Raw genomic sequence first — 21,756 nt, forward strand, 5'->3', positions numbered from 1 at the left:
CACGCGCATGATCGATACCCGTCTCTCTCTCATGGAAGCGATCTCGTTTCGCCGCACCGTCAATGCCCGCTATAACGGCGGCATCATCAAGCTCGCCCCGCATTTGATGTTCGAGCGCCACGGAGACCTCTTCGTCAGCGCGCTGAACCTGAGCAAGGCATGGCGCTCGCCCGAAGAACGCCGCCTCGGCCAGTTCAAGCTCGCCGGCCTGGAAGTGACCGAACTGCTTGAAGAGGTTTTCGAACCGCTCCCCGATTTCGAGCCTGCGGCGCCGCGAAGCGACGACACGCTGCTGCTGACGGTCTGATCGTCCGCCTGCACTTTCAAATGACCGATGTCTGATCTCTTCGCAGGTTCCGGGCCGGCCGGCAGGATGCCGCTTGCCGCCCTGCTCCGCCCCGCCTCGCTGGACGATGTGATCGGCCAGGGCCATGTGGTGGGCGAAGGCTCGATCCTGCGGCGGCGCGTGAAGGCGGGGGCGCTGGGCAGCGTGATCCTTTACGGGCCGCCCGGCATCGGCAAGACCTCGATTGCGCGGGCCGTGGGCGCCATGCTGGGCAAGACCTTCCGCCCGCTCAATGCCGCGCGCGCCGGAGTCGCGGAAATCCGCAAGCTGGCGGATGAAGCGCGCGTCCATCCCCTGCTGATCTTCGTGGACGAAGTGCAGCGCTTTACCGCCACCCAGACTGACGACCTGTTGGCGATCTGCGAAGACGGAGTCGCCGACTTCATCGGCGCGACCACCGGCAATCCCTATCATGTCCTCACTCCGGCGCTGGTCTCCCGCTCGACCATCCTCAAGCTGGAACCGCTCTCGATAGAGGACATGGAAAAGGTGGTGCGCCGGGGGATCGGGCACCTCCACGCCGAGGGCGCTGCCATCGCCATGACGCCCGAGCAGGTACGCATGGTCGCGGGGCGGTCCGGCGGTGATGCCCGCCGTGCGCTGACGACCCTCGAAAGTCTGGCACTCGGGCATGGCGACGCGGCGTTCGAAGTTACCGATGCCATGCTGGAAGAGGCCTACGCCGCCGCTCCGGTAAACCACGACCGCTCGGGCGATGCCCACTACGATGTCGTTTCGGCTTTCGTGAAGTCCATGCGGGGCTCCGATGCGGATGCCACCCTCTACTGGTTGGCACGCCTGGTCCACGGCGGCGAGGATCCCCGCTACATAGCGCGGCGGATCATGATCCACGCCTCCGAGGACGTGGGCCTGGCCGACAACACCGCCTTGCAGACAGCCGTGGCAGCGCTCCACGCCGTCGAGAAGATCGGCTATCCCGAGGCCCAGATCGTCCTGGCCCATGCAGCCCTGCACGTCGCCCGCGCGCCGAAATCGGCTTCCGCATCACGCGGCATCTCGGCCGCATTGCAATTCGTGGCCGAGATGCCGCCCGCGCAAGTGCCGCTGCACTTGCGCGACGCCCATTACAAGGGCGCCAGCCAGCTCGGCCACGTCGGATATATCTGGCCTCACGACGATCCGCGCGGCTGGGTGGATCAGGTCTATTCGCCCATGCCCAGAGGCTCTCTCTACCGCAGCGAGGCACGCGAAAGCGGCACGTTCGAGCGCCGCGCAGACGAGCACTGGCGCCGCGTCACCGGCGCCGAGCAGCCCCGACGCGAGCCCGGATGACCGGGCTCATCCGCGCCGGAACACGGGCGGACGCTTTTCGAAAAAGGCGGTGAAGGCCTCGCGCGCCTCGGGTGATTGCAGCGCCTCTCGGAAGATCCGCGCCTCCTCTTCGATCCGGGCCGAAACGAGCGCCGGATCGCCTTTCATCAACCGGCGCGTCGCCAGCAGGGCCTCGGGAGGCTTGGCCATGAGTGCCGCCGCCTTGGCGCGTGCATGGCCGAGCAAGGCGTCTACCGGCACCACCGCGGTGACCAGGCCCGCACGCTCCGCACCTTGCGCATCCAGCGGTTCGCCCAGCAGCAGCATTGCCGCCGCCTTGGCATGGCCCAGAGTGGCAGGCGCGAGCAGGCTCGATGCCGCTTCCGGCACGATACCCAGGTTCACGAAGGGCATGACGAAGGCGGCATCGGGAGCGGCATAGACGAGGTCGCAGTGAAACAGCATCGTCGTGCCGACACCCACGGCCAGCCCCTGCACGGCCGCAACCAGCGGCTTTTCGAACACCGCGATCGCCCGGATGAAATCGAGCGCGGCCTCGGCGCCATCCGGCCCGGACATGAAATCGGCAAGGTCGTTCCCGGCGCAGAAGGCATCTCCCTGCCCGCCGACCAGCACCACACCGATGTCCGTCCGCGCTGACGCGGAAGCCAGAGCGGCCGTCATCGCGCGGTACATCGGCGCGGTGAGGGCATTCTTCTTTTCGGGCCGATCGATCAGGATCTCGAGAACGCCGCCGTCATCGATCACCAGGATGCCTTCACTCATGTCGCTCTCCAACGCCTGCCCGAATTCCATGCAGGTGGCCAAGCTCTAGCCGATTACGGCCAAGCCTCAAGCCTGCGCGAACTCGCCCTGCCTTCGAAGTCGCGCATGGATTTTGTTAAGCACGTTTATCGACATTCAAGAGATTCGCCCGCAATTCAAATGTTGATTGCAACTTGTGAATGGTCCTAGACTTGATCGCGACGGGGGCGTCATTTACCGCAGCGCCGCCGTGACCAGGGGATTTGACGCCGATGCCTTCAACCATCTGTTCCTCTATTGGCGCGCTGGCCGTGCTGCTGGCCGCCGGCATTGCTGCGCCGGCCCTCGCCCAGCCTTCCCCGGCCGTTTCGCCCATGGCTGCTGTCCCCTCCGTGGACGTTCCCGAAGGCTTCACCCTCGCGGCGGATGGCACCACGCTTGTCCACACCGCCAGTGGGCTGCGTTTCCCGGCAGAATTCCAAGGTTTCAAACGGCTTAGTGAGAAAGCCTACGACCCAAGCGGAGAATATGTCGCTATCGGCTATGACCGGCAGATCGGCAGCGGCAGCGACAAGATCGCCGTGCGCATGGCGATCCTCCATATCGACGATATGTCTGCGCGCGATCATTACATGATCATGCGCCAGGCCGCGATGGCGCACTTCGCTGCCCCCGCCATCGTCTCGGAAGGTCCCACCAAGATCCCGACCAACCGCAAGCTGGACGCCTATCGCGGCACGTTCAGCGGTTATCGGGACAACCAGCCCTGGCTGTTCAGCTTGACCACGGTGAACTACGGCTATTGGAGCGGGCGGATGACGGCCGCTTTCCCCAAGAGCCAGTCGGCCGAAGCCGAGAAATACCTCGGCCTGCTGCTGGGAGAAGTGCGATCCCAGAAACCGATGGCACCGAAGAACTGATCTCAGGTCTTTTCTTCGAGGCGGCATCAAACCGTTGAAATTGCTTATAACATGGTGCAATTTCCGGTCATGAATCGTTTTGCCCTGCTCGTCGCCGCGCTGGCCGCACCTTCCCACGCTGCGGCGCAGACGCCGGACTTCCTTGGCGCTGCCCTTTGTGAACCGCCCTATTCCACCGGCAACGCCATGGACCTTTACGAAGCGGCGGAGAAGCTTGCCAAGCCCGACACTTCTTCGCTCGGCGCCGCGATCTATCATCTGCCTGCGCCGATAGAGCGGGACGGCTTCAAGACACAGGATGTCGTCTTTGCCGGGACGTCGGTCGGCGTGCTGCTGGAAGGCGCCGTGGCGGCGGAACTTGGCAAGCGGTACGCTCTGTCGGCCGAGAAGAGCCACCTTTTCGGCGCCTCCACGACTGGTTTTGCGCGGGTTCTGCCTGAAGAACAGCAAGGCATGAAAGACCTGGGCCTGATCTCCATCGTGGCGCGGGAGGGTCCGGCGATGCCGGGCAAGACGCTGCTGGCCTGCGAATTCGTATCCAATGAAGACCGCGCGGCGCTGGAAGCCTACGACCAAGGGAAACCCTGACCTTGGCCCCCAGCCAGTAAGGGCACGGATCCGCCGAAGCTGTCGGGCAGCTTGTCGCAAGCCGGACCCTCACCGATAGTCGCAAGGAGGACAGCGGTTCGGCGCGATGCTAAGGGGCCGCTATGCGCGCCATCCACCATATCGCCATCATCGGATCGGACTACCAACGCTCCAGAGCGTTCTATCACGAGACGCTGGGCCTGCCGATCATCCGCGAGGTCTTTCGCGAGGAGCGGGCCTCCTGGAAATGCGACCTCGACGCGGGCAACGCCCAGATCGAATTGTTCTCCTTCCCCAAGCCGCCCCCACGTCCGTCGCGGCCGGAAGCCTGCGGGCTGCGCCATCTTTCCTTCGCCGTAGCCGACCTCGATGCCGAAGTGGCCAGGCTAGAAGTCAGGGGTGTGGCCTGCGAACCGATCCGTATCGATCCTTACACGGACAAGCGCTTTACATTCTTTGCCGACCCCGATGGACTTCCGCTCGAACTTTACGAGGTCGATCCGGCGGGATAGCGAAGAACGATAGTGTTTTAAAACAGTGACTTGTCGTTGATAGTGAGGACCAGAACTTACATGAACCGGCTTGGTTTGAAGACATGGCTCTGTATGGCGTGCCTGCTGCCGGCACCCGCTTATGCCGCCCCCGAAAAGGTCATCCGGACCGTAGACCTGGCTGCTCCTTTCGAAGCGCGCTCGCCCTGGCAATTGATCGTAAGGCAGGGCGGCGAGGAGGAAGACCCTTCCGGCGAAATGGCCCCCGGACCCATCACAGCCTGCATCTCCCGGGATCGGGAACGGTCATGCCATCCCGCGACTTCTTCGGCCTTGCGACTTCCTGCTGGAGACGACGCGTTCTCCGTCCCGCACTATCTCCAACGTGCGGACGTGGTCCGGCCGGGCAGCGAACATCCGCTGCTGCTGGTCCAGTTCGCAAGTTTCCACGCCGGCAACAACGACCAGCGCATCGGCCTGCAACTCTACGCCTATGACCGGGTGAAAGATGATTTCGCCCTGGTATTTGCGCGGAGAACCGGCCGGAACAACAATCAGGAACTGCGCTATGTCGAGGCGGGACCGCTGCGAGGCGCCGTGATCGCTGCCGAGCCGACCGGCGATGCACCCTATGGCTACTGGATCACCGTCGATCGCCCCTCTCCGCAAGGCCCCTATCGGCAGGTCCTGCGGTTCCGCAGTGCGACGGCCTATGGGGACGGAAATCCTCTCGCGGTCATAGATGCCGAAATGCCGAACATCCACAATCGGCTCGGCCTGTGGCGCGCGGGCCAACCTCTGCCGCTGCCCGCCTCGGGGTGCCCGCAGCCTCGTCTCGTGAAAATGGCACTCTGGTGCAGATAGGAGCCGCAGGCGATTGATTTGCTTGCGGCAACTGGCAAGAGCCTCCGGTTGCTGTATGGAGTGCACCATGCGTTATCCGACTCTTGCCGCCTCGCTCTTCGCTGCCCTCGGCGCCGCCCTCACCCCCACTGCGCCGGCCATGGCCTGGGGCGCGATTGGGCACCGCATCACCGGCGCCATCGCGGACGAGAACCTGAGCGGCGTCGCCCGGGCTCAAGTGCGCCTCCTGCTCGGCAACGAAGACCTGGCCGAAGCGGCGACCTGGCCGGACGACATGAAGTCCGACCCTTCCGATTTCTGGCAGAAGAAGGCCAGTCCCTGGCACTATGTCACCGTGCGCGAAGGTGATGCCTACAAGGCTTCCGACGCGCCGCCGGAAGGCGATGCGCTCACCGCCCTGCCCCGCTTCACCGCCACCTTGCGCGATCCGAAGGCATCGATCGAGGACAAGCGCCTTGCCCTGCGCTTCATCGTTCACATCATCGGCGATCTGCACCAGCCTCTCCATGTCGGCGGCGGCACGGACCGCGGCGGCAATGCCTTCAAGGTGACGTGGTTCGGCAAGGAAACCAACCTGCACTCGGTGTGGGATTCCGGGATGATCGAACAGCGCTCGCTGTCCTACTCCGAATATGCGCACTGGCTCTCGCGCAAGATCACGCCCGAGCAGGTCGTGGCCTGGAACGTCCGCGACCCGCAAGTCTGGACCTCGGAGAGCATTGCCCTGCGCAAGACGATCTATCCGAAGCAGCCCTCCATTTCCTGGGACTATGCATATCAGCACCGCGCCGAGATCGATGACCGCCTTGAACGCGCGGGTGTCCGTATCGCGGCCTACCTGAACTGGATCTTCGATCAGGAAGCGCCCGCCGCAAAGTGACGGGCGGGGCCAATGATGTGCGGACATCGAAACCTGGGGACACCATGAGCTTTTGCGAAACGATCTGGGCCGATGTGGCGCCCCTGCGCCGTGCGATCCTGGCTCATCCGTTTCTGGACGAGCTGGCCGAGGGCACGCTCGCGCCCGAGAGCTTCCGCCACTACATCGTACAGGATAGCCTCTACCTCGCAGAATATGCCCGCGTCCTGGCAATCGCCGCCGCCCGCGCGCCCACGGCGGCAGGTCGACTGGAATTCTCGGATGGCGCCAAAGTGGCCGTTCAGGTCGAGGAAGCGCTGCACCAGGCCTTCTTCGCCCAGTTCGGCGTGACGGCGGAAACGGCAGCAGGTAGCGAGGCTTCGCCCGCGTGCCTGGGCTATACCGGCTACCTCGCAAGCCTGGCCGCGACCCGCAGCTACGAAGAACTGATCGCCGGAATCCTGCCCTGTTTCTGGGTCTATTGGGAAGTCGGCTGCGCGATCAAGCCGCGCGCGACTTCTCCCAATCCCTATGCCGCCTGGATCGACACATATGCCGCACCCTCGTTCGGAGAGGCGACCGACCGCGTGTGCAGGCTGGTGGATGAAGCCGCAGCACATGCCTCGCCCGCGACCCGAGAAGCCATGGCAACGGCCTTCCGCAACGCCACGCGCTTTGAATGGATGTTCTGGGATTCCGCCCATCGCCAGGAGCAGTGGCCGATCTAGGCCTTCCCGGCGCCGGGCTTAAACCGCGTCAGGCGGATTCCGCGGCAACCCATTCGTCGAGATCCGGCGACTGCCCGATAAGCGCAAGGCCATGCGCGATCGAGGTCAATTCGTTGCCGGTGGCGATGCGGCCATCCCCGAAACGCTGCTCGAACAGAGCGCGCACCGCGGGAATGAGCGAGGAGCCACCGGTCAGGAAAACGTGGTCGATCTCATCGGCGCGCAGCCCGGCCTGAGCCAGAGCACCGTCCACCGTTTCGCCGATGCGCTGGAGATCCGGCGCGATCCAGCTCTCGAATTCCTGGCGGCTGACATCGGCCGAGATGGTCAGTGCCTCGCTCTCGAAGTGGAAAGCGCCGTGGTCCGCGCCTGATAGCGCTCGTTTCAAGCGGCCGACAGCCTCGTAAAGCCCGAAGCCGAGTTCGTGCTCCACCACTGCGATCATGCGATCGATGGCGGCCGGATCGGTCGCCCCGTGCTTCAGCTTGGCCAACTGCTCCAGCGTGCGGCGGTTACGCATCATCGCCAGGCGCGACCAGTCGCCGAAGTCGGCGAAGTGCCCGGGCGGGATTTCCAGCACTTTGTCGAAGGAACGATAGGTGCCGCCCTTGCCGAGCAGCGGCAGCACCAGATGGTCCATGATGCGGTAGTCGAAGCGGTCGCCGGCGATACCGATACCGGCAGAGCCCAGCGGCTCGCAGCGCCGCGCGGTGCCCGGTGCGTTCACGCGCACGATCGAGAAATCGCTGGTGCCGCCGCCGAAGTCGGCCACCAGCAGGGTCGCGGGTTCCGTCAGGCGGGAAGCGAAGCTGAATGCCGCGCCGATCGGCTCGTAGACGTAGTGAACCTGACGCCCGAGCAGCTTGAACATCGCATCGTAGCGTGTCCGCGCCAGGGCCTCATCCGGCCGGGAGCCGACGTAGCGCACCGGCCGGCCGACCACGACGCGCTCGGGCAAGGCGCGCAGGGCATCCCCGGCATGGGCGACAAGGTGCTTGAGGAATACCTGGCCCAACTCTTCGAAACGCAGGCGCTTCTCGAAAAGCGTGGCCTGCTCGAAAGCCGGGTTGGCCGCTACCGACTTGAAGGATTGCAGGAAGCGCGATCCTTGCGGGAATTCGAGGAATTCCGAGATCGCCCAGGGGCCGGCCTCATGCGCCAGCCCGCCGGGCACGCCCTCTTCCTGCCAGAAGCAAAGCGCCGAACGGAACACCGAGCCGGGACCACCCGGCGCGGCGAACTCCACGAGTTCGGCCCCTCCGGCATCGTCTGCCAGCGCGATGACCGAATTGGTGGTCCCGAAGTCGATACCGACCGAGCGAGGACCATCGGAACGGGAAGTGACCGTGCTGGTCGGCATCTGGGAGGTCCTTGCTGCAAACGCGAAAAAACGGAGCGCCGCGCCTATCGCAGGCGCGCCCCGCTCGCGCAACTCCCTCTCTCAGCTGCCCGCGGTTTACTTGCTCAAGGTTCGCCGCACGGCATCGTGCCAACCGTCGATCAACACCTTGCGGGTCTGGCCGCTCATCTGCGGTGTGAACAGGCTTCCCTGAGTCCAGGTTGCCGCCAATGCGTCGAGGTCAGGCCAGACGCCTGTTGCCAGACCGGCATGGAAGGCGGCGCCCAGCGCGGTCGTTTCCAGATGGACCGGCCGTTCCACCGGGGCATCGAGCATGTCGGCCAGGAACTGGCAGAGCCAGTCGTTCGCCGCCATGCCGCCATCCACGCGCAGCTTTGCAAGTTCCTCGCCGCCGTCCGAGATCATGGCGCGGGCGAGGTCCATGGTCTGGTAGGACACCGCCTCCAGCGCCGCGCGCGCGAGATGGGCCTGGGTGGCGCCAAGCGTCAGCCCGAAGATCGCGCCGCGCGCGTCCGGGTCCCAGTGGGGCGCCCCGAGGCCGACGAAGGCGGGCACCATGTAGACGCCGTGGTTGCTCGGAACCTGCGTGGCCATATCGTTGGTTTCGCGGGCATGGGTGATGACGCCGATGCCGTCGCGAAGCCACTTCACCGCAGCGCCAGCCACGAAGATCGAGCCTTCCAGCGCATAAGTCATCTTGCCGTCAAGGCGGTAGGCCGGGGTGGTGAGCAGGCGATTCTCCGATGCCACCGCTTCCGATCCGGTATTCAGCAGCATGAAACATCCGGTTCCGTAGGTCGACTTGGCCATGCCGGCTTCGAAGCAGGCCTGACCGAAGAGCGCGGCCTGCTGGTCCCCGGCGACACCGGCCAGCGGGATCTCCACGCCGAACAAGTCCTTGCTGGTCATCCCGAAGATATGGGCATTATCATGCACTTCCGGAAGCATCTGCACAGGCACTCTGAACAGGCGGCACAGTTCCTCGTCCCAGCGCTGTTCGCGAATGTTGTAGAGCAATGTCCGCCCGGCATTGGTGACGTCGGTGGCGTGGACTTTCCCGCCCGTCAGGCGCCAGAGCAGAAAACTGTCGATCGTGCCGAAGGCCAGCTCTCCGCGTTCGGCGCGCGCACGGCCATTGTCGACATTGTCCAGGATCCAGGCGAGCTTGGTCGCAGAGAAATAGGGATCGATCAGCAGGCCGGTGCGGGCGCGCACGTCGGGTTCGGCGCCGTCGGCCTTAAGCTCGGCGCAGAGCCGGGCCGTGCGCCGGTCCTGCCAGACGATCGCCCGATGGATCGGCTTGCCGCTTTCGCGCTCCCAGACGACCACGGTCTCCCGCTGGTTGGTGATGCCGATCCCGGCTATGGCCGCCGCACCGACGCCGCTACGTTCGATAGCCTCACGCGCCACTTTCACGGTGTCGCGCCAGATGTCCTCCGCATCGTGTTCGACCCAGCCCAGGTCGGGGTAGTGCTGCTCGAACTCGCATTGAGAAGTCGCGACCGGGCGAGCGGCGTCATCGAAGACGATCGCGCGCGTCGAAGTGGTGCCCTGGTCGATGGCGAGAACATGGCGGGGCTGGGTCATAGCGGGGACTCTCCGAGGGTATCTTGTCGTTTCAGTCAAGCGTCAGATGCGGCGGCGTCCTGCCTCGATTTGCGACCCGAGGGCAGGTAGGGCTTTATGGCGATCTGGTAGAGGCCCGCTCCGGCCACGCCGCCGACAAGGGGCCCCGCGATCGGAACCCACCAGTAATTGCCGGGGCTGGGCAGAGCCGAACTGCCCCAACCGGCGAAGTAGGCAAACAGGCGCGGGCCGAAATCGCGCGCCGGATTGATCGCCCAGGCTTCGAGGTAACCGCCCGAGGCGCCGATCATGGCGACCAGCAGGCCGATCATCAAGGCGCCCGAATTGGCGCGCGGTGCCATGTCGTTGAACTCATCGGTAATGGCGAAAATGCCCAGGAGCAGCATGCCGGTGAGGATGACCTGATCCCAGAATGCGTGGATCGGCGTGATATGTTCACCGGGATGCGTGAAGAACACGCCCGCCGCGCCGCCGGTGGCGCGGGTCATGCCGTGGGCGGCGTTATAGGCGTCGATCACGGGATGATAGAGTTGCAGCACCAATGCCGCGCCGATCATCCCGCCCAGCACTTGCGCGGCCCAGTAGGGCAGCACTTTCCTTTTCGGAAATCCGCGAAACAGCATGAGCGCCAGCGTGACGGCCGGGTTGGCGTGAGTGCCGGAGACGGAGCCCGTCACATAGATCGCCATGGTGACGGCAAGGCCCCAGGCGATGCAAACGCCCCAATAGGCCTGGGCGTAAGGGCTGGGATCGTAGAGCGTGATCATGGCAGCGGCGGAATCGCCGATCGTGATGATGATGATCACTGCCAGCATTTCGGAAATCAGTTCGCCGCGCAGCGCGCGCAGGTCATCTGCCACCATGGATCCTCTCGCAACTCTGCTTGGTTCGGGCATCTGCACACGCTTTCGAACGAACGTCAACAGTTTCGTTTGCATTTTCGTATTTCGAACTCTATTTTCAGAAAACGAAAGTCATCCCGTGAAGTTGCCAGAGAACCGAAATGCCCAAGCCCCAGGGAGAAGTCGCCATGCAGCCCCCCGCCCCGGACGACGTCTATGACCTTCTGATCGTGGGCGGCGGCGTGAACGGCGCAGGGATCGCGCGCGATGCCGCGGGGCGCGGCCTCTCGGTGCTGCTGGTGGAGCAGGACGATCTCGCCAGCCACACCTCCTCCTCCTCCACGAAGCTCATCCACGGCGGACTACGCTATCTGGAATATTATGAGTTCCGGCTCGTGCGCGAAGCACTGATCGAGCGCGAGCGCCTGCTGGGCATGGCGCCGCACATCATCTGGCCGCTTCGTTTCGTGCTGCCGCAATCGCTTTCGCCGCGCCCGGCCTGGATGGTCCGCCTGGGCCTGTTCCTCTACGACCACCTCGGCGGCCGCAAGAACCTGCCCGGCACCGAGACGATCGACCTCGATCGCGGCCGGCAGGGCAATGGGCTGAAAACGCAAAATTCGAAAGGCAAAGGAAAGGCTTTCGTCTATTCGGACTGCTGGGTGGAAGACAGCCGCTTGGTCGTGCTCAACGCGATGGACGCCGCCGCGCGCGGAGCCCGGATCGAGACCCGCACGCGCCTGACCGGCGCCGTCACGCAGGACGGCGAGTGGCTGGCCACGGTCGAGAATGCCCACGGCCCGCGTCAGGTCCGCGCGCGCATGCTCGTCAACGCGGCCGGTCCCTGGGTGGATGCGGTCTTGCGCAACCTCGGCCGGGCGAGGGACGACCGGGGCGTGCGCCTGGTCAAGGGCAGCCACATCGTCGTGCCGCGCCTTTACGAGGGCGACCATGCCTTCATGCTGCAGAACCCCGACCGGCGGGTCGTCTTCGCAATCCCTTACGAGCAGGATTTCACGCTGATCGGCACGACCGACGAGCCCTGGACCGAAGCCCCCGGCAAGCCCTCGATCAGCCCGGGCGAGGTCGATTACTTGTGCGAAACCGTCAACCGCTACTTCGACCGGGGCGTGACCCCGCAGGACATCGTCTGGAGTTATGCCGGAATCCGGCCGCTCTATGACGACCATGCCGCCAACGCCTCTGCCGTGACGCGCGACTACGTGCTCGATTTCGAGAAGGGCGATGCGGGACAGGCCCCCATGCTGTCGATCTTCGGCGGCAAGATCACGACGTTCCGCAAGCTGGCCGAACATGCGATGGAGCACATCGCCGAACTCTTCCCAGAGGCTGCCAAGCCCTGGACCGCAGGCGCGGTGCTGCCGGGCGGAGACATTGCGAAAGGCGATTTCGAGGGCTTCCTTGGCGAACTGGAGAGCACTTATCCCCAGATGCCGTCTGCGCTTCTCCGCCGCCTCGCCCGCGCTTACGGCACGTGTACCCGCACGATCCTGGCCGATGCCCGCACCCCTGCCGATCTGGGCCAGGACTTCGGCGGCGGCCTCCATGCCCGGGAGATCGACTATCTGACGACCGCGGAATGGGCGCGCGACGCGGAGGATATCCTGTTCCGCCGCAGCAAGCTGGGCCTTCATGTGCCCCCCGGCGCCGCCGAAGCGATCGATACCTGGCTCGCGCGCGATTGATCGATGCGGCCCGGCCGCGCTAAGGGTTCGATCCATCCAGGGGCGAGACCGCAAGAAATGATCGAGAGCACGGCGGAGAGCAACGGCGACATCGTGGCCCAGCGCCGCGCACATATCCTGGAGATCGCGCGCGGTGCCGGCAGCGTGAGCGTGGACGATCTTGCGGAGCGCCTGAGCGTGACCCCGCAGACCATCCGCAAGGACCTGAACGTCCTGGCCGGGCAATCTCTGCTCTCGCGCGTTCACGGCGGCGCGCTCATCACCTCGGGCGTGGACAATCTGGCCTATGACAAGCGCCGGGATGTCGCCTCCGACGCCAAGGCGCGGATCGGCGCTGCCGCTGCGGCGCTGATCCCGGACGGGGCCTCGCTCTTCGTCAACATCGGCACGACCACCGAAGCCGTGGCGGCCAACTTCACACACCATCGCAATCTGATGGTGATCTCCAACAATCTCAACGTGATCGACACCCTCTCCAGCCATCCCGCGCTCGAACTGGTCAGCGTGGGCGGCAAGGTCAGGACCGGCGACCGGGCCGTGGTAGGCGCGCTCGCCATGCGCTTCATCGAGAATTTCCGCGTCGATTATGCCCTGATCGGCATTTCCGCGCTGGACGCCGATGGCAGCCTGCTGGACTTCGCCATCGACGAGGTCGAAGTTTCGCAGACGATCATCCGCAACGCCCGCAAGGTGATCCTCGTGGCCGATTCCTCGAAAGTCGGGCGTTCCGCCCCGGTGCGGGTCTGCGGGATGGAAGCCATCGACTTTTTCGTCTGCGACCGTATTGCCGATCCCGACTTGCGCAGCGCCTGCGAGCGTAACGGCGTGAACCTGATCGAAACGCAGCTGCCCGGCGCCTGAAAGGCTCTCAGGGTTTTCAGGATCCAGGAGTGAAGATGTCCCGCGCGAAACGGTGGAAGACGGTATTGCCGGCCGCGTTGGGCTTGGCGGCGGCAGGGTTCGCCCTGATGCGCGCCAACCGGCTGCCACGGCGCGACGTACCTTCCGAGCCCCCTGCCCGCCATCGTGGCGAACCGCCGCTGGCCCGCGCGGCCAGCGAGCGCGCCGCGCGCAATCCGGGACAGTCCGGCGTCCATCTCTTGACCGATGGGGTCGATGCCTTTGCCGCGCGCCTGCTCCTCGCCCGCGCCGCAGAGCGCACGCTCGACCTGCAATATTACATCTGGCACGGCGACCGCACCGGCACCCTCCTGCTGGAAGCGGCTTTCGAGGCGGCCCAGCGCGGGGTCAGGGTGCGCCTTCTGCTGGACGACAACGGCATCGCCGGGCTCGACCGCGTACTCTCCGCACTGAACGACCATCCCAACATCGAAGTGCGCCTCTTCAATCCCTTCCGCATCCGCTACCCCAAGGCGATCGGTTTCGCGGTGGACTTCGGCCGGCTGAACCGCCGGATGCACAACAAGAGCTTCACGGTCGACGGGGCCGTCACCATCGTCGGCGGGCGCAATATCGGCGACGAGTATTTCGGCGCAGGCGACGGTGCGCTGTTCGCGGACATGGACGTACTGGCCATCGGGCCGGTCGCCCGCGACGTGGAAACCGATTTCCAGCGCTATTGGGACTGCCAGTCCGCCTATCCGGCCCAGCAGATCCTGCCACGCGTCGGCGCACGCCAGCTTGCCAAGCTGCGATCGCGCGCCTCCATCGTCGAGCGCGACCCTTCGGCGCGCCGCTATGTCGAACGTCTGCGCAGCCTGCCGCTGGTCCGTGAATTCGTTGCCGGCGAGCTTGATTTCGAATGGACCGAGGTCGAGCTGATCAGCGACGATCCCGCCAAGACCCTTGCGGACCTCGATCACGAGCGGCTGCTTGCAGGCAAGCTGGACGGCGCGATCGGCGATCCGCACCGCGAGCTGGCCATCGTCTCGGGATACTTCGTCCCCGGCGAACAGGGCGCCCAGCAGCTCTGCGCCCTCGCCCGTGACGGCGTCCAGGTGACCGTGCTCACCAATGGCTATTCGGCGACCGACGTGGCGCTCGTGCACGCGGGCTACGCACCTTGGCGCAAGGTGTTGCTGGAAGCGGGCGTGCGCCTGTTCGAAACGGCGGCCCAGGTCCGCGATGCGCCGTCCAAGAAACAGCGCCGCGAGGGTAATCGGCTCGGCATCGGCAGCCGGTTGCGGGCATCGGGCAGCGGATCCTTCGCGGCCTTGCGCTCGGGTGCCTCGACGATCCACGCCAAGACTTTCACGGCCGACCGCGAGCGTGTCTTCATCGGATCGTTCAACTTCGATCCGCGGTCGCTGAAGCTCAACACCGAACTGGGCTTCATCATCCACAGCCCGCTCATCGCGGGACAGGTTGCGGACGCCTTCGAAACGATCGTGCCCGATGCCGCCTATGCGGTGACGCTCGGGCCGGACGACGCCCTGACGTGGAGCTGCGGCACCGGGAGCGAACGCACCGTGCAGCGGAACGAGCCGGGCATGGGCTCGCTCGATCACCTGCTGGTCGGCGTGGCGAGCCATCTTTCGATCGGCTGGCTGCTCTGAAAGGCATTTTCCAACCGGTGGCATCGCCTGATGACCCGGAAAGTACGACAAACCAACTGCGCTGACCGGCGTGCTGCCTGAGGATCGGCGATAGGCTCTGGTCTTGTCCGGCATGTTCGGTCATCCTGCGGATCCGGTTCTTTCAGGCCCGGTTCTTTCAGGAGACTGCGTGTACCAACCGACGATGTTTGCCGTGGGCGCCATGATCGCCGCTACCGCCGCCGCTCCGGCCGCGCTGGCGGATACACCGCGCGAGATCCTGACCGCCGCGGCATTCCAGGCCCCTGACAAGAAGAAGGCGCTTACGCTCATAGGGCAGGCAATCGCCGCCTCGGACCGGATACTCGCCGCGCGCCCGGGTGACCGGGAAGCCACGCTCCAGCGCGGCGTCGCCATCGGCTACCGCGCCAAGCTCACGCGCAGCCGAACCGACGCACGCACCTCGCTGGAGATCTTCCAGCGCCTCGCCGCGCAGAACCCCCGCGATCCCGAAGCACAGATGGTCATCGCCGGCTGGCATCTCGACGCCATCGACCAACTCGGCGGGCTCATGGCCCGCACCATGGTCGGTGCCAGGGCCGATGCCGGAGAGGCTGCGCTTTCCCGCGCCGTTTCGCTGGGGGGAGACAGGGCGTTCTACCTCGGCCTGGCCGCCATGATGCACATCCGCAAGGACCCCGCCGATGTCGCGCAGGCCCGCCGTTGGGCCGAGGCTGCGGCGGGCGCTTCCGCGCCGACACCGCTCGACGCCCAGATGAAGCGCGCCGCGGCAGCCATTCTCCCCTCCCTTCGCGCCAATGACGGCAAGGCCGCCGCCCGGCTCGCCCGCAAGCTGCTACCGTTCGGCAAGCTGGCGGACTAGGCTGGAAAGGCAAACCGCGGGTTTCATTTCGCGGCCGAATGCCTATATGCCTGCTGTCGGCACGCCCGCGTGACAGATGGACGGCCAATTCGACGGAGGGGATCTTACAAGTCCGCGATTTCGAAAGTTGCCCATGTCCCTTCCCCTCCCCAGCTCGCAGGCCCCATGTTGAGGCCGCGCCGTCGCGGCATGGCCTCGGTGAATGCGGAAGTGCGCGACGGTATCGTCCCCGCCGCCGGTTCGCTCGCCAAGACACGCGACGAAGGCCCCGCGGTTTCGGGTGCGAACTATCGGCTGGTGGCGCTCATCATCGCTTCTGCCCTGTTCATGGAATTCGTGGACGCAACCGTTCTGGCAACCGCCTTGCCGACCATGGCGCGGGACTTCGGGGTGCGGCCGCAGGAAATGAGCGTGGCGCTCACCTCCTACCTGCTGGCATTGGCGGTCTTCATCCCGGCTTCGGGCGTGATCGCGGACCGCTTCGGATCGCGAACGGTGTTCCGCGCCGCCATCCTGCTTTTCGTTCTCGGCAGCCTTGCCTGCGGCCAGTCCTGGACGCTGGAGATGATGGTCGTCTCGCGGTTTCTCCAGGGCGTTGGCGGGGCCATGATGATCCCCGTCGGCCGGCTCGTCCTGCTGCGATCGGTGGCGAAGCAGGACATGGTCAATGCGATGTCCTGGCTGCTGGTGCCGGCCCTGATCGGCCCGATCATCGGCCCTCCGCTGGGAGGCTTCATCGTCACTTACCTCGACTGGCGCTGGATCTTCTACATCAACCTGCCGATGGGCGTGCTCGGCTTCTGGCTGGTCGGCCGCTTCATCGCCAACATCCGCGAGGACCAGCCCGCGCCGTTCGACACGCTGGGCTTCGTGCTGAGCGGGCTCTCTTTGGGCTGCCTGCTGTTCGGTTTCGAGATGGCCAGTCGTCCGAACGAAGGCGCCCTGGCGGCCGCGCTGATCGTTGTGGGCCTCGTGACGGGGACGTTCTATGTCCTTCACGCGCGCAAGCGGGAAAGCGCGATCCTGGACCTTTCGCTGCTGCGTGACGAGACGTTTCGCCTGTCGGTGATCGCCGGTTCGATCACGCGCATCACCCAGGGCGCGCAGCCCTTCCTCCTGCCCCTGATGATGCAGGTCGGTTTCGGTTTCTCGGCAGCGCGCAGCGGCACCATCACGGTGGCGACGGCGATCGGCTCGCTGGCCATGAAAAGCTTCGCCCCGCGCGTGCTGCGCCGCTTCGGTTTCCGGCGCGCGCTGGTGTGGAACGGCGTGATCGCCACGGCCGGCTATGCGATCTGCGGTCTGTTCAATCCGAGCTGGCCGGTCTGGGCGATGTTCTGCGTGCTGGGCCTGTCCGGTTTCTTCATGTCGTTCCAGTTCACCGCCTACAATACGATCGCCTATGACGGCATCGACAAGACGCAGATGAGCCGCGCCACGGCGTTCTACTCCACCTTCCAGCAGCTCATGCTCTCGCTGGGCATCTGCGTGGCCGCACTTGCGCTGCACCTCGCGATGATGGCCAACGATCACGCCGCGCCGTCATTGGCCGATTTCTCCATCGCCTTCTGGGTGGTGACGGCGATCTCGCTGACGGCCTCGTTCTGGAACCTGCGCTTCGCGCCCGACGCCGGTTCCGAGATCAGCGGCCACGCCGAAACCGGACAGCCCGAGCGCCGGGAAGAGCACGCCTGACGAATTGACCTCGATCATGGTGCCCTGCCTTCCAATAGTGCAGGCACTCCCGGCGAGGAACGGAAAAGAGAAAGCGCGATGATGACGCATGACGTTGTGGTGGTGGGTGCCGGTCCCGCAGGCCTCGCTTTCGCCGCCGCGCTGGCGGGATCGGGACTGCGCATCGCCGTGATCGAGCGACAGCCCGCCTCGGTACTGGCAGATCCCCCCATGGACGGGCGCGAGATCGCCCTGACCCATCGTTCGATCCGCGCCTTGCAGGAACTGGGCGGCTGGCCGCTCATCGACGCGGAGGCGATCGCGCCCCTGCGCGAAGCCCGCGTACTGAACGGCGGGTCTCCTTTCGCGCTCTCCTTCGGCAGCGGCGATGCGGAAAGGCTGGGGCAGCTCGTCCCCAACCACCTCATCCGCCGGGCGCTGTTCAGGGTCGTGGAGGACTTGCCAGAGGTCGAGGTGCTGGCAGGGCAGAGTGTTGCGTCCATCGACGGCGCAATCGGCAACGGCGCGCAAGGCGTATCCGTCAGCCTGGAAGATGGCAACCGGCTCGAAGCGCGCCTGCTGGTGGGCGCGGATTCCCGGTTCTCCTTCGTGCGCGAGCAGCTGGGCATTGGCGCGGAAGTGAACCGTCTGGGCCGCTCCATGCTGGTCTGCCGGGTCGCACATGAAGGCGATCATCAGGGCATCGCGACGGAATGGTTCGACCATGGGCAGACGATGGCGATGCTGCCGCTGAACGGCCGCCGGTCTTCCGCCGTGCTGACGCTGGCGTCGGCCGAGATCGCGCAATTGGCCGCGCTCGATGCCGAGGCGCTGGGCGCCGAGCTGACGCGCCGTTACGAAAGCCGACTGGGACGGATGCAGGCCATCGGCAGCCCTCATGTCTATCCCCTGGCCACAACGTATGCCCATCACTTCGCGGCCCGGCGCGCGGCGCTGATCGGCGATGCCGCCGTCGGCATGCACCCGGTGACCGCCCACGGCTTCAATCTGGGTCTGGCAAGCGCCTGCTCTCTGGGCAAGCTGGTCGCTCAGGCGGCCTTGCAAGGCGGCGACATCGGGGGCGGCATGCTGCTCCGCCGCTACGAGGCCGCGCACCGGCTGGCCACCCGGCCGATCTATACCGCGACCAATCTGATCGTCGGGCTCTACACGGCCGAGCATCCCGCGGCACGCGCGGCGCGCCATGCCGGGTTGAGGGCCGCGGCCCGGCTGCCGCTCGTCTCCAGGAGCGTCAGCAGACTGCTGATGCAGCGCTGAGCCCCCCTTCCTCCATCACCCGTATTGCTGTTCCACCAGCCCATGAACGCGGCGGAACGCGGCATTGGCACCCTCGATCACCCGCATTTCTTCCGCCTCGTCCAGCGCCACCTCGTCCAGCGCCCCGGTGAACGAGCGCCAGTGCTGGGCTCGGCCATCGGGATGACCGGCCAGATGGCGCGCGCCGTGGTTCTCGTCGAGCCCCAGCGCGCGGGCCATCTTGAACAGGAAGGCCGCGCCGAGGTTGGATCCCTCGGCCACATAGAGCCAGCCCAGTGCCGTCGGCACGTCGATCTCTCCGCCCGCGAAGCGCGGTGCCTCGGTCTGCTCTGCCGGCGCAAGCGACAGGTCCGCCAGATCCTGCCCGATCTGGGCAAAGCGCCGACGCTCGGCGAGATCGGGCACCAGGGCCGCGATTGCCGGATCGTCGTAAAGCGCGTCGATGTCGCGGTGGAAGGCGTGTTGCACAGCCAGGAAGCGGCCGTAATTGGCCAATGCCGCGAAGGGCTCGCCCGCCATGATCCGCTTGTCGAGCTGGTCGTGCGCCTGCGTGGTAGCCGCCTTGAGACGCTTCGCCCTTCCGACTTCGGATCCGCTACCGGCTCCGATTTCGGGGCCGGTTTCAGCCGGGGTCTGAAGTGTCGTATTCATGGGAAGTCCTTCTTCGATTGCCACATGAAAACCGGGGCGCGGCCTCAGCGCCCCGGCATGTCATGTCAGAACGCCAGTATCATCGAGGCCTTGTAGGTCCGTCCCGGCTGGCTGTAATAGCTCTGCGAGACCGTGGCGCTGTCCGAAATGTCGAGCGCGTTGTAATAGGTCTTGTCGAGGATGTTGTATACGCCGCCCTGGAGGCGCAGGCCCTCGAACAGCCCCGGCTTAACCCATGCCGTAAAGTCGACGATGCCGTAGCCCGGCGTCTTGTTGATGGTCGATGTCGGGTCTTCGACCTTGTTTCGCTTGGCAGCCACGGTGGCGGAAAGGTCGGCCCCGAAGCGCTGCTGGCTATAGCCGAACCCGGCGATGCCGCGCAGCGGCGGGATCGAGTTCAGGTAAGTGTCCTCATCCGTGTCCTTGCCGTGGGCATAGGCGATGGAACCCCAGACGCGCCAGGTTTCCGTCAGCGCCCACTGGGCACTGGCCTCGATGCCATAGATGCGGACATGGGCGCGGTTGACGTACTTGAACACACCGAAGGGATAGCTGCCGCTAAGCCCGGCGGCCGAGGCCGTCGTGGTGATGGTGTCGATGAAGTTGCGATAGTAGTTGTCGTAGAAGCTGACTTTGGCGCCGCGTTTGGCATCGCCGAATTTCAGGCCCAGTTCGTAGCCCTTGCTCGTTTCCGGCTTCAGGTCCGGGTTGCCGATGCTGACGTAGCTGCCGGTGCCGCCATAGGTCAGATAGAGTTCCGTGGCGGAAGGCGCGCGGAAGGCCTGGGCATATTGCGCATAGGCCGTCAGCCCCGGAACGACATCGTATTCGGCCATGATCTTGGGCGAAAAGCGGGAGTCGCTGGAGCGTTCGGGAAGGCCCTCATAGGCCGCATTCACCGTATAGCTCGGCGTGTCCTGGGGCGTGCGGCGATACCAGTCGAAACGCAGGCCCGGCGTCAGGTGGAAGGCGCCGAACGTCATCCGGTCCTGCAGGAACAGGCCGAGATCGATGCCGTCGACATCGGGCATGTCGGACTGGTTCACATGAAGAAACGAGCACGAGTAGATCGCCGCCGTGCAGTTATCGACGCCGGACGCATACTGCGTCGTCCTGGTCGCATAGACTTCGCCGCCGAAGCTGATCGCATGTTGCACCGCGCCGGTGGCCGCGCGCCCGACGATGGAGCCGTTCGCACCCCAGGATTCGTCCTGAAGGTCGCTGTCGCGGTCATACTGCCCTATCGGCGCGGTCTTGCGCATGGCCTGCGTATACGTGCGCAGGTTCAGGCGCTGCCAATAGCCTACGAGGTGAGCCTCCTGAACGAAGCCCTCGCCTTCGGCCTGATAATCGTAGGTACCGGCAATGCGCTTGCGCTTGTTCTGCTCCAGAGTGCCATAGGACGAATAGGTCGACCCGATGCTGGTGAGTGTGTCCTCGTCGTAGCTGCGCTTGAAGGTCTCACCCGTCAGGCCGATGCGGTGGCCGCCGCCCAGGTACTGGTGGACCTTTACCAGCAGGTTTTCCTGGTCATAGGCCGCAGGGTTCCGGGCGGTCCGCGTCGTGCCGGTACCATCAATCTTGCCCTGGTTCTCGGTCTCGTGGCCGTTCTGGTAGCCGCCCTGGATCAGGACCAGCGTGTCTCCGGTACGGAAGGCGGCAGCCTGGTTGAGATAGACGCTGTCGCTGGCGCTGTCATACGTCGCCTTGCCGAGCGCGCCCTGCTTCTTGCCATCCGTCAGCAGGTCCTCGGGATCGAGCGTGCGCACCGCAAAGACCCCGCCGAGCGCGCCTTGGCCGAAGTAGCTGGAATCCCCGCTTTTCACGACATCGATCGCGCTCAGCGAGTTGAAATCGAAGGCCGCGACGCCGCCCTGCACGCCCCGCGCCCCGTCGCTCATCCAAGGCAGACGGATCCCGTCCACCGTCGTCAGCACCCGATTGGCGTCGAGGCCGCGGATATTGATGCTCTGGTTGTTGGTGTTGAAGTTCACCCCCGCATCCACGCGCCGGGCGTAATCGGCAATATTGTCGACCATGCGCTCACGAAACGTCTCGGCCGTGGTGGTGGTGGTGAGGACGGCCGGCTTGCCGGCGGCATTGCGATCGACGCCCTGCTGCTGATTGCCGATCGCCGTATCCTCGACGCGGACGGAACCGAGCTTGACCGGGTCTTCGCTGGAAGTGGCGGCACCGTCGGCCGCCTGGGCCTGTGCACCGGCGCAGAGGATCGCCGCGGCGGCAAGGGCGGAAGTCTGTTTCAGCGCGCGCAACAGCGCACGCCGCTTGGGAGAAGTCATTGATGCAAGATCCTACTGCTAATGATTCGCAGAAGCGTTACTTGCACAATGTCGCAGCGAAATTTCAATCCGCCTTTTCAATTTACGGTGGAGATCGGAACTTTCCCGCCAGCCCCGTTCGCAACCCCGCCGTGCGTCGCCGGAACG

Annotated in this window: 20 protein-coding genes; 14 read left to right on the forward strand and 6 right to left on the reverse strand. The window is 65.3% G+C overall.

Annotated features, from left to right (window positions below):
- The first annotated feature begins 7 nt into the window (after positions 1 to 7).
- Both EDF58_RS11970 and EDF58_RS11975 read left to right on the forward strand, forming a co-directional pair.
- Positions 8 to 307 carry a hypothetical protein gene (locus EDF58_RS11970; RefSeq protein WP_132265711.1) on the forward strand — a complete coding sequence of 100 codons (300 nt, stop codon included), beginning with the start codon at positions 8 to 10 and terminating at the stop codon, positions 305 to 307.
- A 27-nt stretch (positions 308 to 334) separates the two neighbouring features.
- Positions 335 to 1,639, forward strand: a complete 1,305-nt coding sequence (locus EDF58_RS11975) for a replication-associated recombination protein A (RefSeq protein WP_132265713.1) — start codon at positions 335 to 337, stop codon at positions 1,637 to 1,639.
- 6 nt (positions 1,640 to 1,645) lie between these two features.
- Here the strand turns inward: EDF58_RS11975 and EDF58_RS11980 are convergent, their stop codons facing one another.
- A complete protein-coding gene (locus EDF58_RS11980) occupies positions 1,646 to 2,404 on the reverse strand; it encodes an enoyl-CoA hydratase (protein WP_132265714.1) in 759 nt (252 codons plus the stop codon).
- A 251-nt stretch (positions 2,405 to 2,655) separates the two neighbouring features.
- Between EDF58_RS11980 and EDF58_RS11985 the strand changes: the two genes are divergently transcribed.
- From EDF58_RS11985 to tenA, 6 genes are all read left to right on the forward strand, one after another.
- Positions 2,656 to 3,303 carry a hypothetical protein gene (locus EDF58_RS11985; RefSeq protein WP_243654207.1) on the forward strand — a complete coding sequence of 216 codons (648 nt, stop codon included), beginning with the start codon at positions 2,656 to 2,658 and terminating at the stop codon, positions 3,301 to 3,303.
- A 69-nt stretch (positions 3,304 to 3,372) separates the two neighbouring features.
- Positions 3,373 to 3,891 carry a hypothetical protein gene (locus EDF58_RS11990; protein WP_132265716.1) on the forward strand — a complete coding sequence of 173 codons (519 nt, stop codon included), beginning with the start codon at positions 3,373 to 3,375 and terminating at the stop codon, positions 3,889 to 3,891.
- 122 nt (positions 3,892 to 4,013) lie between these two features.
- Positions 4,014 to 4,403, forward strand: a complete 390-nt coding sequence (locus EDF58_RS11995) for a VOC family protein (protein ID WP_132265718.1) — start codon at positions 4,014 to 4,016, stop codon at positions 4,401 to 4,403.
- 60 nt (positions 4,404 to 4,463) lie between these two features.
- On the forward strand, positions 4,464 to 5,246 hold the full coding sequence (locus EDF58_RS12000) for a hypothetical protein (RefSeq protein WP_165921386.1): 783 nt from the start codon (positions 4,464 to 4,466) through the stop codon (positions 5,244 to 5,246).
- Positions 5,247 to 5,385: 139 nt separating this feature from the next.
- A complete protein-coding gene (locus tag EDF58_RS12005) occupies positions 5,386 to 6,126 on the forward strand; it encodes a S1/P1 nuclease (RefSeq protein ID WP_243654242.1) in 741 nt (246 codons plus the stop codon).
- 44 nt (positions 6,127 to 6,170) lie between these two features.
- On the forward strand, positions 6,171 to 6,833 hold the full coding sequence (tenA, locus tag EDF58_RS12010) for a thiaminase II (RefSeq protein WP_132265723.1): 663 nt from the start codon (positions 6,171 to 6,173) through the stop codon (positions 6,831 to 6,833).
- A gap of 28 nt (positions 6,834 to 6,861) precedes the next feature.
- Here tenA and EDF58_RS12015 read toward each other — a convergent pair whose 3' ends face one another.
- From EDF58_RS12015 to EDF58_RS12025, 3 genes are all read right to left on the reverse strand, one after another.
- Positions 6,862 to 8,193: an Hsp70 family protein gene (locus tag EDF58_RS12015; RefSeq protein ID WP_132265724.1), complete on the reverse strand. Its 1,332-nt coding sequence runs from the start codon at positions 8,191 to 8,193 to the stop codon at positions 6,862 to 6,864.
- A gap of 96 nt (positions 8,194 to 8,289) precedes the next feature.
- Entirely contained in the window at positions 8,290 to 9,780 is a 1,491-nt protein-coding gene (glpK, locus tag EDF58_RS12020) for a glycerol kinase GlpK (protein ID WP_132265726.1), read from the reverse strand.
- Between the two features lie 35 nt (positions 9,781 to 9,815).
- The gene (locus EDF58_RS12025; protein ID WP_132265728.1) at positions 9,816 to 10,643 is read right to left on the reverse strand and encodes an MIP/aquaporin family protein; all 828 of its coding nucleotides are present in this window, start codon (positions 10,641 to 10,643) and stop codon (positions 9,816 to 9,818) included.
- A gap of 140 nt (positions 10,644 to 10,783) precedes the next feature.
- Here EDF58_RS12025 and EDF58_RS12030 point away from each other — a divergent pair, with 140 nt between their 5' ends.
- From EDF58_RS12030 to ubiM, 6 genes are all read left to right on the forward strand, one after another.
- On the forward strand, positions 10,784 to 12,328 hold the full coding sequence (locus EDF58_RS12030) for a glycerol-3-phosphate dehydrogenase (protein ID WP_243654208.1): 1,545 nt from the start codon (positions 10,784 to 10,786) through the stop codon (positions 12,326 to 12,328).
- Positions 12,329 to 12,385: 57 nt separating this feature from the next.
- Positions 12,386 to 13,189 carry a DeoR/GlpR family DNA-binding transcription regulator gene (locus tag EDF58_RS12035; protein ID WP_132265732.1) on the forward strand — a complete coding sequence of 268 codons (804 nt, stop codon included), beginning with the start codon at positions 12,386 to 12,388 and terminating at the stop codon, positions 13,187 to 13,189.
- Between the two features lie 35 nt (positions 13,190 to 13,224).
- Positions 13,225 to 14,844, forward strand: coding sequence for a phospholipase D family protein (locus tag EDF58_RS12040; RefSeq protein WP_132265734.1), 1,620 nt, complete (start codon positions 13,225 to 13,227; stop codon positions 14,842 to 14,844).
- Positions 14,845 to 15,028: 184 nt separating this feature from the next.
- A complete protein-coding gene (locus EDF58_RS12045; protein WP_132266214.1) occupies positions 15,029 to 15,706 on the forward strand; it encodes a hypothetical protein in 678 nt (225 codons plus the stop codon).
- A gap of 165 nt (positions 15,707 to 15,871) precedes the next feature.
- Complete coding sequence (locus tag EDF58_RS12050; RefSeq protein WP_132265736.1) at positions 15,872 to 17,401, forward strand: MDR family MFS transporter; 1,530 nt, start codon at positions 15,872 to 15,874, stop codon at positions 17,399 to 17,401.
- A gap of 81 nt (positions 17,402 to 17,482) precedes the next feature.
- A complete protein-coding gene (gene ubiM / locus EDF58_RS12055; RefSeq protein ID WP_243654209.1) occupies positions 17,483 to 18,658 on the forward strand; it encodes a 5-demethoxyubiquinol-8 5-hydroxylase UbiM in 1,176 nt (391 codons plus the stop codon).
- Between the two features lie 15 nt (positions 18,659 to 18,673).
- Here the strand turns inward: ubiM and EDF58_RS12060 are convergent, their stop codons facing one another.
- Together EDF58_RS12060 and EDF58_RS12065 are read right to left on the reverse strand one after the other, a co-directional pair.
- On the reverse strand, positions 18,674 to 19,309 hold the full coding sequence (locus EDF58_RS12060) for a biliverdin-producing heme oxygenase (protein WP_132265740.1): 636 nt from the start codon (positions 19,307 to 19,309) through the stop codon (positions 18,674 to 18,676).
- A 65-nt stretch (positions 19,310 to 19,374) separates the two neighbouring features.
- On the reverse strand, positions 19,375 to 21,609 hold the full coding sequence (locus EDF58_RS12065; RefSeq protein ID WP_132265742.1) for a TonB-dependent hemoglobin/transferrin/lactoferrin family receptor: 2,235 nt from the start codon (positions 21,607 to 21,609) through the stop codon (positions 19,375 to 19,377).
- Between the last annotated feature and the right edge of the window lie 147 nt (positions 21,610 to 21,756).

Origin of the sequence: Novosphingobium sp. PhB57 (genome assembly GCF_004342985.1) — a bacterium.
Lineage (GTDB): Bacteria > Pseudomonadota > Alphaproteobacteria > Sphingomonadales > Sphingomonadaceae > Novosphingobium.